We start from the raw sequence: 12621 nt of genomic DNA on the forward strand, positions 1-12621 counted from the left end.
GGTTAACTATCAGTTGAATTGCAGGGCATCCGCCCCAGTTTTGGCAAAGCACCCGCACAGGTCAAAGGCTTTTTGCCCCCGTGCCTGCGCTGTACCGCCCAAACAGATGCTTTTTAATTTGTCCTCACCCGTTTTAAAGCTGCGCACATTTTGGTAGTAGCCCGTAACGGCATTGTAAGCGCCAAACAAGGTGCCTTTAGTGGTCGCCATCGTTTGGGTATCGTCCGCCATTGCATACTCGAAGGCAGCATCGCAGGCATTTTTGTACATGGTCGAAAGTTCCTCGGTAGCCCCTTTCTTTAAAAGGTTGTAGGTTTCTTTATTCGGGCAGAGTGCCAACTGTATCAGTTGCTTTACCTGTTTATCTTCAATACGTACGTTTGCCCACTGGTTAAAGATGCCCTCTAATTGTAACGACAGGGTATCGGCAACGCCCATCACTTTGTGCGCCTGTTCCAAACGTTCTTTAGCCCCTGCGGTGTGGCGTATGCGTACTACATTGGTCGCATTGCGCAGCGCAGCGTTAAGCGTGTTTTGGCACACGATACGCACAGGCGTAAAGGCTGCGGTAATGCTTCCGCTGCCATCGTGGGAGGTGGTCAGGAAAATATACTTTTGTGTTACGTCATCGCCGTTGCCCACACGGATATAGCCGGGCAACTTGGCGGTAATAAAAATCCGTTCCCCGCTACCGAGTGCGCCTGCGGTTTCGTATAGTATGCCCTCGCCACCGCCTACAATAGCATCGAAAAAAGCAAACGCATCAGTATTCTGCACGATTTGGTAATCCTTGCCTACCACGCCAAAAACGGCTTTGGTGTCGGTTCGCATGGTGGCGAACTGGTCGGGTACGGGGTAGGTGTCGAAATCACCTGCACCCCTTGCGAAAATCGGGGCTTTAGTTACTTCGTAGTCCAAGCCTGCAAAGGCTATCGCTTCGCGGCTTGTCGGGTAGTTTTCTACAATCTGCCCCAATCCGTGCCATGCGGGCTGTTTTACGCTCATAAAGGCGTGTTGCCCTGTTGCTTCATTGAAATTTATATTATGTGCCATGATATTATAATTTAAAGGTTAAACGGTTTTAAAATGGGAGGTCATCGTCAGGGGCTGTACCATTGGGTACTACTTCGGCTTCGTACACGGGTGCTGCGCCTGCTGCGGTTTGGTTTACAGGCTGTGCCTGTTTTTCAGTTTGTGGCTGTCCTGCCTGCGTTTCAGCTTTGTTGCTGCTCCCATGCAGTTTAATGTCGGTGGTGTTGAAATTCAGCCCCGCTTTAGGCTGCCCATCGTTGCCCATCCACGCACGTGCAGACACACGCCCTGCGAGTTCTACAAGGCTGCCCTTGGTCAGGTACTGCGCTACGCCTGTAGAAAACCAGTAGGCACAGTCAAAAAATTCCGTTTGGGTTACACGTTCCCCGTTTTTGGCTTTGTAGTCGTGGTTCACGGCTACTGAAAAGCTCACTACACTTTTGTTGTTTGACAGGTTGCGCACTTCCGCATCCCTTGTCACTCTTCCGATAATTGTCATAATCGTCCTTATTTAAATGATACAATCCTTTTATATCTTCTGCCAGTCCTCCAATCTGTTACAGTCCTGCCTCGCTTGCGCTCCGCATAACTTTTTCCCAAAAGAAAACCGGAAAAAGAAAGCAGATAAACAGTGCGGGTAAAGCGGGAAAACAAAAGGAAACGGAATAAGTCCCGCGGGGTGGGTTTGTGAGTGGGCGAGCAAAGCCATTATGCCGTAGTCTTTTGCTTTTACCACTGGCTTTACCCGCAATACATTAGCTGCCTTTTACCGGTTTATCTTGGGAAAAGTTCCCGTCACTTTACCTAATAGATTAAAACAGGTAGTTTTACGCGTTATTAATTAATAATAGATACTTTTAACAAATAAAGTTGATGTAAATACCTAGTGATAGGTATATTACACAAGATGCTAATATTATATCTTTGTGAAATATCTTACTGATAATCAAACTTTTTTGCTGCAAAAAAGTTGCTTTAACTTATGTAAGGGATAGACTTTTTTGGTTGTGTATTATGACACTTCGAAGCAAGACAGGGTTAGCAGATAAGATATATAAGTAGGCAACCAAGAAGTGCAAATATTAAAGTAATTTAAACGTGGAATTCTTATGATTATCTAAACAATATATTATAATACATATTACAATATCCTAATAAATAACATCATTAAACACTTTACTATGAACGAAATTATTGGAAAGCTCCCGCCCTTGGTAGATAACTTTATAGGGAATATTTTATCTTATGCTGTTGTTTTGGCCACTGTGGCGACAATTACTATGACATTTCTTGAAATGTTTAAAACCATATTAAAATGGAAACTGAATTTTCACAAATCGCGGGTAAGATTTTGGGTTGGCAACCAATCTCAATTTGAAGAACTATTAATTTTGACTGTCGCCAACATTGACTCTGCCAATGCGCTGTTCGACCAGCCAACTGATAAAATGATGGCTCAAATCCAGGCTGCGACAAACGTAGCTATTGACTATCCTGACATGTATCCCCATTTATATGCTTTTATAACAGGATCACCGCAATCTGAAGCTGCAGCCAGGGAAACAGGAGGCAGCGGTTACAGAGATACCAATGAGACACCAACTGATGCTCAAATTTGGTCTAGTTTTATACTTTCAAAGACAAAGGTTTCCAATAATGACATTAGCAATCCTGAATTTGATCTGCAACTTCAAGCAGCCACGAAAGCCCGTGCAAGGATTGATCATTTCATTGCACGGAAACTTGATGCATTGCAAACCCAGCTTGAATATAATTGGGCGCGAAAAAATCAATACTTAGCTGTATTTGCTTGTGCTTGCCTGCTTATGGGTCTGCTACTTTCTTTAAATGTCCCTATACTACCTGCAATTGGCTTATCATTCTTTGGTGGGATGATGGCACCTTTGGCAAAAGATATTGTTTCAGCTCTTTCAGGTTTAAAAAGTAAGTAATGTTATGAATGAAGCGTCAATAAATTATTGGGGTGAAGGGCAAAGAGTTCGTGAAAGCGGACAATTAACTCCCGAAACTGCTTTAGCACATCAATCGTTAGTACTCCTCATTCATGGTTACAATAATGACCAAGACGATGCTTTGGGCGCCTATCGGCGATTTGTTGAGTGCATAAAAAAGAATAGTTCTGTCAATGCTAATCTACTACAGGTTTTTTGGCCTGGGTCTAGTTGGCAAGGTGCGTTATATTATATGCAGGCGATAAGCCAAGCAAAGAAGGTTGCTCCTAAATTGGCACGGGACTTATGCAATGCTGCAAAGGTCATGGGATATTTAAAAGTAGATTTTGTAGCCCATTCACTAGGCTGCCGCCTAACTCTCGAAACTATGAAGGCATTGGAAGAGATCAGGAGCAGCCAGGGGAATCTCAATGGGCTTGTGATTGGCAAGGTTGTGTTTATGGCCGGAGCAGTACCTACGAAATATATTAGTACGGGACAGCAATTAAGGAATGCCCTTCAGGCTTTCCATAGTGCATTAAGTCTTTATTCCAGAAAAGACATAGTTTTGCATTATGCTTTTCCTGCAGGTCAAACCGCAGCAGGAGAAGGCTTTTTTCCCATTGCTCTAGGGAGAGCGAATTGGACAGAAGGCGGATCGTTGTATCCTCCTGTCCTTCAAAAAGAAAATCGGGATGCCGGTCATTCAGATTATTGGGGAAAAAGTGACGAAAATCTAGAAAAAAAAGAATTTGCAGCCAGCGAAGCTTCAAAATTTCTCAACCTCGGCGCATTGTTACCGAGGATTCCCGATTCCAGAATTTCGGACATAAGAACAATAACAAAGCGAACGCTTCCACATTCTCGTGAAGTAAAAAGCAGAATAATGTAAGCAGCTTTCGAGCTAAGTATTATAGCAGGAGCCGCCCCGATAATTAGTGTGAGACCTTTTACTATAAGTTTCTAAATAATTATAATAATTGTGTTGCTTGTCAAAACTTGTGGAGCTATATATTGACATCTTCAGTAATTAGGCTTGTACAAAAGTGCTATAGAATTTTGTAGGAATAATACCGTTTCAGTCATGATTTGCTTATGATTATCTGTGCCAGACTTTCTTTACTTGGCAACACCGTCGTATATTTACTTGCAAATATCTGCTGATTGTTTTCAGGTAACGTAAATTCCACAACCGCTTCGCTTTTATCCTGACATAGAATAATACCAATAGTTTTATTTTCCTCAGGAAGCCGCATTCTCCTGTCATAGAAATTAACGTACATCTGCATTTGCCCTATATCCTGATGCTTAAGTTCGCCGATTTTTAGGTCAATCAGTACAAAGCACCTAAGGATCCGATTGTAGAAAACTAGGTCTATCCTGAAATGCTTTTCGTCAAAACTAATACGTTGTTGCCTCGCTACGAAGGTAAACCCGGTCCCAAGTTCCAGCATGAAATGTTCCAGTTTCTCAATAAGTTTCTGTTCTAATTCGCTTTCAGAGTAAGTTGATTGTTCCGGCAGGCCGATAAATTCTAAGATGTAAGGATCCTTGATGGCATCCTGGGGCTTTTGCAATAGTTGGCCTTCTTTGGCTAGCCTTCGAACCTGCGATCCATTTCTGCTCAACGACAGACGTGTATAAAGTGCCGTATTGTATTGCCTTTCCAATTCCCTAAGACTCCAGTTGTTTTTATAAGATTCGATTTCGTAAAAGTTCCTTTCGTATACATCTTCAATACGCATTAATTTTAGATAGTGGGACCAGCTTAATTGAAATTTTCTGACAGGTTTATTATCCTCCTCAGATTCCGCAGACAGTGTCTGCGCTTTTGAATATACAAGGTAAAACTGTCGCATCTGCTCCAGATTTCGTTGCGAAAAACCCTTTCCAAAATCTGCCGTTAACTTTATTGACAGCGTTTTTATGAGTTGCTTTCCGTAATCAGCCCGCTCATTGCCATTTTGCTCTTCATGAACTATCATTCGCCCTATCTCGTAATACGTCAAAACCATCGTATGGTTTACCGACTGGACAATCCTGCCCCTTGCTTCAGTAAGCAGCTCAGAGATCCTCTGCGCCAGCTGAGTTGTTGCTGTAGGTTCCATGGCTCTGTATTAAGATTTGGCAATAGCTAAATTATCGGCTTCATTTCCACATAGACGCTCTTTAAGCCTGCCCATATCCTCGCTTACTTTCTTCTCAAGGACCTTTGCGTATAGCTGTGTTGTCCTTATGCTGGTATGACCAAGCATCCTTGATACGCTTTCGATCGGTACGCCATTGCTGAGCGTTACAGTAGTTGCAAAAGTATGCCGGGCTATGTGGAAGGTTAATTTTTTGGAAATATCGCATATGTCCGCAATCTCTTTAAGATAGCCGTTCATCCTTTGGTTGGAAAGCACGGGAAAGACCGTCCCGATTGATTGCGCTTTGGGGTTATCCTTGTACTGGTCCATAATTCGCTTAGCCTGCGGTAAAATAGGTACACGGACGCTGGTATCGGTTTTTGCACGGCTCGTGTAAAGCCACAAGCCGCCGTCAATACCGCTAACGATATTATCAGGCGTCAAGCCGGCAAGGTCTATAAATGCCAGCCCTGTATAGCAGCAGAAGAGGAACATGTCCCGAACGTTTCTTAGCCTTTCAATCTTAAATACTTTTTTCTCTAATAGCGAGAGTTCTTCAGAGGACAGGCACTGGCGCTCTACTTTGTCGAAATGTTTTTTAAAATTTGCAAAAGGGTCTTTTTCGAGCCAATCGAGCTTAATGGCCAGGTTCACCATCTTACGGAGCCTCTCAATGTGCTTCATTATGCCATTGTTGTGTAGCCGCTGCTGGTGGTCTTTTGGTACGTACGACCTGAGATAGCTTTCAAAATCCAGTAAAAAGCGGTAGGTGAGCTCTGAGAGCAGTATATCATGGCGGTGGTATTTGTCTCGCAGGAACTTCCCGATATAGCGTTGTGTCGTCCCGTAATTCTTCATAGTACCCGGTGCAAGTTTATAAGCTGCCTCCTGGTTATGGTATTCAAAAAGTTTCTTAATTGTTATAGCATCTTCATCTTGGCCTGTAAACAGCGCTTTGACACTGTCAACATTAATTGGTTTTCTTTCCTGTATAAGGTTATGGTAGCCTTCCGCTATTATACTCCTGATTCGCTCGATGTAGTTGTTAAGGCCGGCACTTTCATCCCTTTTTCCCTTAGCGCGTCCTTTGGCTTCGTCCCAGAATTTTGGGTCAATCTTTTTCTTAAGTGAAATTTCGGACCTTCGGCCGTTTACAGTAATTCGCGCATAGACAGTTGCCTCTGTTGCTTTTTCATTTTTTGGAATCCTTATGATAAACTGGATACCAAAGGTGTTTGTGCTCTTCATACCAAATGTGGTTTAAATTAAACATGACATTAAGTACCGATTCAAAAGGCTTGCGAATCGTGAGCGGCTTCAAGAGGCTACATTTGGCAGTAATAAATGTTAAAAAATCGCTGTAATAATTTGTTATTCAATTTTTTAACCCTGTTTTTGTGAGTAAATTTTTTCGCATTGAAATTTACTCACCTAATTACTCACAAAAATACTGATATAAATGCTGTTTTCATTTTAGGGTATAAATGAAAAAGCCCGCAAATACTGAGTATTTGCGGGCCAACTGAAGCCAATGAAAGACTTCAAAGTCGGGGTGGCAGGATTCGAACCTGCGACCTCCTGGTCCCAAACCAGGCGCGATGACCGGGCTACGCTACACCCCGAAAAGAAAAAAGCGGAGAGACAGGGATTCGAACCCTGGCGACGTTTGCACGCCGACAGATTAGCAATCTGCTCCGTTACCACTCCGGCACCTCTCCTGCTAACACAAGGCAATTAGCCTTTTTTGCGGTTGCAAATGTAACTTTTGATATTATCATCTGCAACTATTTTTTAAGGTTTTTTTGATTTTTTTGAAATGTATTTTTAAAGTATTTAGCAGTCAGGGTAATACATTTGCCTTTTTATTGAATACACTTCAGCGTATTGATGAAATAGCTCTCAGGATAATACTTTGTAGCCATTGTTTCGCTGTTCAGTTCCTTCTTTACCGGGTAATCAACCGTTTCGGTAGCATACTTGACCCTGATAAATGATATGGGATTCTTTTCCAGCTCTTCCAAAGACCCTTTTGTGAACAGGAACATACCCGAAAGTATCCTTATGTTGTTCTTTTCGGCCGAATCATATACCAGTCCCGAACACTGTTCTTCCAGGGCGCTTATAAGGGTAATTATCCTGCCGTTGGTAAGCTGAATGAATATCCGTGATGCCTTATCCAGGCAGTAGACTTTGGGAAAATCCTTGCTTTTGGCAAGCAGCTGGAAATTGAGCACGGGGGTGCCATCGTGGCTGGAGAGCGAAAAGAACAAGAATTGCGAGGTGCCTGCGAATACCTTTTCATACATCATATGGTCGGGAGTTGATTTTACAACCGTGCCGTCTTCATTTTTTTCTTCGGTGGTCTTGCATTCAGTTTGGGCATTCACTGCAAGAGCGGCCAATGCAAAGGCTAATAATAAAAGTTTCTTCATTGTTTATAGTAATGGTGCCAAATATAGCTACAAATGTAATGCCAACACAAATTTAATTTTGAGGCGGTTGCTATTTCATACGGAAAGTAGTAGCTTTATCGTTCCAAGAAACATATCATGAAAAGCTACCTGTTACTGCCCGGACTTACGCTGGCCGCGCTTACCTCCATATGCTGCATTAAGCACAATAAGCCCTATACTGCTGTTGATAAAGAAAAAGGCTCCGTTTCTGTAAATGAAGGGCCAAAGGAAAACTATGCGGCCTATTGTGCAGGCTGCCATGGCGAGAAGATGAATGCCTTTGTTGACCGGAACTGGAAGCACGGCAGCAGCCTGGACGATCTTGTTAAGGGCATAAAGAACGGCTGGCCCGATGATGGCATGCCTGCTTTTGCACAAACTTTCAGCGATAAGGAAATTGAGGAACTGGCCCAATATATCCTGACAGGAATAAAAGAGCGCAAAGAGTATGACTTTGATGACAGGCCAAAATCGGATATTTTTAAAAGTGAAAAACTTACCGTAAGGCTTGAACCTGTGGTTACCGGTATTCATATCCCGTGGGGAATGGCATTCCTGCCTGATGGCGGGATACTGGTTACCGAACGCGGTGGCAAAATGTATAAAGCTTTCAATAAGCAAAAACAGGAAATTAAGGGAGTGCCGCCAGTAGTTGCCGAAGGGCAGGGCGGACTGCTCGATGTTGCCATCCATCCTGATTTTGCTAAAAACCAATGGGTCTACTTTTCTTATTCCAAGCCACACCCTGATAACAAGCGCCTGGCCACCACAGCCGTAATGCGTGCTAAGTTGGGACGCGGCGGATTATCAGAACAACAGATAGTTTTTGAAGCCCAGCCCTACCAATCCACACGCCACCACTATGGCAGCCGCCTGGTTTTCGATGGCAAAGGCCATTTGTTCATCTCGGTTGGGGAACGCGGTAACGAGCGCGAAAACCCGCAAACAACCGATAACAATCAGCTGGGTAAAATACACCGCATCAATGATGATGGAACCATTCCCGCAGATAATCCGATTAAGGATAAATCGGGCAAAGCAACCTCGCTGTATACCTATGGCAACCGCAACCCACAGGGATTGGCACTGCACCCTGTTACAGGAGAGCTTTGGGAAAACGAGCATGGCCCCCGCGGCGGCGATGAGATCAATATACTTGAACCGGGCAAAAACTACGGCTGGCCGCTAACAAGCTATGGCATCAATTACAATGGCACTACCATAACTGATAAAACTACGGCACCGGGCATCACCGATCCGCAACATTACTGGATACCGTCCATTGGGCCGTCGGGCCTGACGTTTGTTACCGGTGATAAATACAAACCATGGAAAGGTGCTGTATTGTCGGGTTCACTGCGTTTCCAGTACCTTAACCTGTCCTATCTCGACGGGACAAAAATCACTGGTGAGGAAAAGCTGCTGAAAAACATAGGCCGTGTACGCGATGTACGCATGGCGCCCGATGGGTTTATCTATGTGGCTGTTGAGGAGCCTGCCGCCGCGATCTATAAGCTGGTTCCGGTGCAGTAAAATGCTAAATTTTTGAACATAGCAGGACCGCTTTCTCCTCCTTTTTAGTGGTAGTGAAAAAAGCATAAGCCTCCCCGCCGTCCTTAAGCTTCCATTTTTTGCGGAGCTCTTCTACCGATATGGGAAAATTGCGCACGGTAATATTCATTTTTTTACCTTCCAACTGCTTCATTGCGGCTTTTTGGAAAGGGATGATTTCGGTGATGGCAAAGCGCCTTCCCGGAAAGTCAATAAGTTCATCCGAAGTATAAAGCTGCGTGTGCCTGTGCAGTTTGGCAATGTTGTAATGGCGGCTCACAGAATCAAATGCACCCGACTTCATGATGGCGCTGTTGGGTTCGTAAAGGTATTTTTGCGGCAGCTCATAAAAAGCTTCATCCGTGTTGTCATACACCGATTCAAATACATCACGGTCACTTTTACCTAAGTCAACGGCATACAGCATTGGAGGCCCATAATAACCTTTCTGCAGCACCCAAAGCAGTTCCTTTACTTCATTGTTCACAGCCACGATGTGTATGGACTTTACCGGGTGCAGTTCGCCCAGCCCGGCGCTGATGTCGAGAAGGGGAGCGGTTTTGATGAGGATGTTGTTTGTATATTTGAAATAGGTGTCGAGTAATGCCGGTACATTGGGCAGGCAGTCTTTGAGCAGGAAAACCTTGCCTTTCGCATCACTCCGGCGCGATGGGTCAATGTACAGCCACTCCCATTGTCTGTCCAGCAGGTTCAGGATATCAAGGCTGTCCCCGGGCAGGCATTGGATAGTATCAGCGCCCAATACTTCAAAATTATGCTTCGCAATGGCTGAAAGTTCGAGGTTGAGCTCACAATGCGTAACATGCCCAACTGTTTTAGAAAAATAATAATCGTCAATGCCAAACCCCCCGGTCAAATCGATGAGGCTCTCACCCGATACCAGCCCGGCTTTATATTCGGCAGCAGCTTCAGATGAAGTTTGCTCTACCGATATTTTGGACGGGTAAATTATACACTCCGCTTCAAACCATGTGGGTAGTTTGTCTTTTGCCTTTGCCCTTGCCGAAATCTGGTTCAGCACATCGGCCCATTGCAATTGTGGGAATGGGTTCTTTTGCAGTGCGAGCTTGTCTACCGGGCTGCCGGTAGTATCTTTTATGAATTGCTGGACCTTTGGGTCTAAAAGCTGTGAAAACAAACCTTAAATATCTTTTGTGAGTATCCTGACTACCGGGTTTTTGGGGAAAAACTCCTTCGCGGCCACTTTGCAGATGGTATACACCGGCACGGCTATAATCATGCCCAGGATCCCAAAAACAAAACCGCTGGCCAAAATTACGATAAATATTTCCAACGGGTGCGAATTGACACTGTTTGAAAATATGAGTGGGGTGCTTATATTGTTATCTATAAATTGTGCCGCACAGTAGCCTATGACTACATACAATGTTGTGGAGAACATGGTAGCCTGATCATCAGGGCCAATGTGGCCAAGCAGGGTGAGTATTACCACAAGAGCTGTCGCTATTATCGGGCCAATATAAGGGATGATATTGAGTAAGGCCGTAATAAAGGCAATTATGAAGGCGTTTTCCACACCAAATATCAGCAAAACGGTTAGATACATGATGAAAAGTATGGTCATCTGTACAATGAGCCCAATAAAATAGCGGCTCAGCAGGTGGTTGATTTTGTACAATGATATAAGTATCTTTTCTTCATGGGCATCCGGGAGTATTTTTTTGGCACTCGCGGTAAATAGCTCCCTGTCCTTGAGGAAAAAGAATGTAATGAACAGTACTGAAGCCAGCCCCATGCCGAATCCGCTCAGTATCCCCAGGAGCGAGTTGATGAAATTGGGAATGAAATTGAAGTTGATTCTTGAAGTCACATCCGCTTCCTGCATTAATTTTTTAGTGTCAATGCCAAAAGTATTGTCAACCTGTTGGAATATGCTGTTGATATTTTGTTCCAGTTGTGCGGTGTCCAGCAGGGAAAGGTTTTCGCTTTGCGAGATAATCAGCGGTACAAATAGCCATACAAACCCAACAAGCATCCCTAAAAAAAGCACAAGGGTGGTAATCACCGCGAGAATATGCGGAAACTTAAGCCTTCGTTTTAAAAACTGCACTATAGGGCTGGCGATCATGCTCAGGATGAGGGCAACAAATAAATAAATTATTACCGATTGGATTTTATACAGGAACATCAATCCTACATATATTGCTGCACCAATAGCTACGGCGCGCAATATACCGTTGGCGATAATTTTTGAGGTAAGCATGGATTGTTAAATTTTGTTTACCGAATGTATGAAAAAAACCTGGATTATTGCCGTTTTAATACAAGATTAAGAGTTGGCAGGACATTTTTATAATTTCAGGTTCATTACGGAAAAACCTGATGACATACAGGTTATAACAATTTTTTCATTACAGGCAAAATGCGTCCGGGCGTTGAGGTAGCCACCTGCCCGATACCGGAGAAACCAAATTTTGAATAGAAAGATTCGGCATTAGGGTCGGCCTCCAGAATGATTGATGTGTAGCTTTCCGAAACTGCTTTCGCAAAGAGGTGTTCCATAAGAATCCTGCCGCAACCGCTTCCGATAAACCCTGGCAAAATGAAAAGGTTATCCAGCTTAAGTGTTTCTGCGCCGCTTTTTATAATGGAATAATAACCGGTGGCCTCATCGCCGGAAACGAGTTTGAAGGTTTCATTTTCAGCGATATATTCGGGGGTAATGGTCAGTACTGTTTCCCATTGCTCCATCTGCTCTGCCGAATAGCCCCAATAGGCTTTCGACAGCTTGGTAATCCGGGTAAGGATTATATGATCAGACGGAAGGGCTCTTTGGATTGTCACTTTAGTTATTAAAAGCGTAATTAAGTATGTTGGCTCCCATTTTAAGGGCTTTTTCCCTTACCTCGCGCGGGTCGTTGTGTACTTCGGCATCTTCCCAGCCGTCACCAAGGTCGGTTTCCAGAGTATAAAGCAGTACAAGTCGTCCCTCTACAAAAATGCCCCAGGCCTGTGGCGGTTTGTTGTCATGCTCGTGTATTTTCGGCATGCCCTGAGGGAACGCAAATGGCCCCTTATATATCTCGTGGTTAACGGGGACCTGTACCAATTCGTTGTTCGGGAAAACCTTTTTCAATTCTTTACGGATGAATTTGTCCATACCATAGTTGTCGTCAATGTGCAGGAAGCCGCCGGACGTAAGGTAGTTGCGCAGGTTGGCAGCATCATTATCGCTGAACACAACGTTGCCGTGCCCTGTCATGTGCACAAAAGGGTAGGAGAACAGGTCGGCGCTACCTACTTCTACCGTAGCGGTCTTGGTGTTTATTTTGGTATTGATGTTTTGGTTGCAAAATTTGGCCAGGTTGGGTAACGAGGTCGGGTTGCCGTACCAGTCGCCCCCGCCGGAATATTTAAGGACGGCTATTTCCTGTGCCAGCAGCAGGGCAGGTGACAGTAGTAATATGTAGAGAAGTTTTTTCATGCTGTAGTAACGTGGAAAATTGGAATGTAAATATAGGA

General features: G+C 44.1%; 12 protein-coding genes and 2 tRNA genes. 3 read left to right on the forward strand and 11 right to left on the reverse strand.

Annotated elements, in window-relative coordinates:
* Positions 1–9: 9 nt before the first annotated feature.
* Both OGH69_RS14795 and OGH69_RS14800 read right to left on the reverse strand, forming a co-directional pair.
* Positions 10–1053, reverse strand: coding sequence for a DUF932 domain-containing protein (locus OGH69_RS14795; protein ID WP_265175262.1), 1044 nt, complete (start codon positions 1051–1053; stop codon positions 10–12).
* A 28-nt stretch (positions 1054–1081) separates the two neighbouring features.
* Positions 1082–1531 (reverse strand): single-stranded DNA-binding protein, encoded by a 450-nt coding sequence (locus tag OGH69_RS14800; protein WP_265175263.1) that lies wholly within the window; start codon positions 1529–1531, stop codon positions 1082–1084.
* Between the two features lie 682 nt (positions 1532–2213).
* On the opposite strand from OGH69_RS14800, the gene OGH69_RS14805 reads away from it, so the two are divergent.
* Positions 2214–2984: a hypothetical protein gene (locus OGH69_RS14805; RefSeq protein WP_265175264.1), complete on the forward strand. Its 771-nt coding sequence runs from the start codon at positions 2214–2216 to the stop codon at positions 2982–2984.
* A 4-nt stretch (positions 2985–2988) separates the two neighbouring features.
* A complete protein-coding gene (locus tag OGH69_RS14810; RefSeq protein WP_265175265.1) occupies positions 2989–3876 on the forward strand; it encodes an alpha/beta hydrolase in 888 nt (295 codons plus the stop codon).
* A gap of 190 nt (positions 3877–4066) precedes the next feature.
* On the opposite strand, the gene OGH69_RS14815 is transcribed toward OGH69_RS14810, so the two are convergent.
* The 5 genes from OGH69_RS14815 to OGH69_RS14835 form a co-directional block, all read right to left on the reverse strand.
* On the reverse strand, positions 4067–5092 hold the full coding sequence (locus OGH69_RS14815; protein ID WP_265175266.1) for a PDDEXK nuclease domain-containing protein: 1026 nt from the start codon (positions 5090–5092) through the stop codon (positions 4067–4069).
* Between the two features lie 9 nt (positions 5093–5101).
* A complete protein-coding gene (locus OGH69_RS14820) occupies positions 5102–6361 on the reverse strand; it encodes a site-specific integrase (protein ID WP_265175267.1) in 1260 nt (419 codons plus the stop codon).
* Between the two features lie 299 nt (positions 6362–6660).
* A tRNA-Pro gene (locus tag OGH69_RS14825) sits at positions 6661–6735 on the reverse strand.
* A 12-nt stretch (positions 6736–6747) separates the two neighbouring features.
* A tRNA-Ser gene (locus OGH69_RS14830) sits at positions 6748–6831 on the reverse strand.
* A gap of 144 nt (positions 6832–6975) precedes the next feature.
* Positions 6976–7545: a hypothetical protein gene (locus OGH69_RS14835; protein WP_265175268.1), complete on the reverse strand. Its 570-nt coding sequence runs from the start codon at positions 7543–7545 to the stop codon at positions 6976–6978.
* Positions 7546–7662: 117 nt separating this feature from the next.
* Here OGH69_RS14835 and OGH69_RS14840 point away from each other — a divergent pair, with 117 nt between their 5' ends.
* Positions 7663–9099 (forward strand): PQQ-dependent sugar dehydrogenase, encoded by a 1437-nt coding sequence (locus tag OGH69_RS14840; RefSeq protein WP_265175269.1) that lies wholly within the window; start codon positions 7663–7665, stop codon positions 9097–9099.
* A 4-nt stretch (positions 9100–9103) separates the two neighbouring features.
* Here the strand turns inward: OGH69_RS14840 and OGH69_RS14845 are convergent, their stop codons facing one another.
* The 4 genes from OGH69_RS14845 to OGH69_RS14860 all read right to left on the reverse strand — a co-directional run bounded on the left by OGH69_RS14845 (position 9104) and on the right by OGH69_RS14860 (position 12583).
* Positions 9104–10276, reverse strand: a complete 1173-nt coding sequence (locus OGH69_RS14845; RefSeq protein WP_265175270.1) for a class I SAM-dependent methyltransferase — start codon at positions 10274–10276, stop codon at positions 9104–9106.
* 3 nt (positions 10277–10279) lie between these two features.
* On the reverse strand, positions 10280–11362 hold the full coding sequence (locus OGH69_RS14850) for an AI-2E family transporter (RefSeq protein WP_265175271.1): 1083 nt from the start codon (positions 11360–11362) through the stop codon (positions 10280–10282).
* A 131-nt stretch (positions 11363–11493) separates the two neighbouring features.
* A complete protein-coding gene (locus tag OGH69_RS14855) occupies positions 11494–11943 on the reverse strand; it encodes a GNAT family N-acetyltransferase (RefSeq protein ID WP_265175272.1) in 450 nt (149 codons plus the stop codon).
* 1 nt (position 11944) lies between these two features.
* A complete protein-coding gene (locus OGH69_RS14860) occupies positions 11945–12583 on the reverse strand; it encodes a DUF4159 domain-containing protein (protein ID WP_265175273.1) in 639 nt (212 codons plus the stop codon).
* Positions 12584–12621: the final 38 nt, after the last annotated feature.

The organism is Flavobacterium sp. MFBS3-15 (assembly GCF_026107645.2).
In the GTDB taxonomy this organism is placed as follows: domain Bacteria; phylum Bacteroidota; class Bacteroidia; order Flavobacteriales; family Flavobacteriaceae; genus Flavobacterium.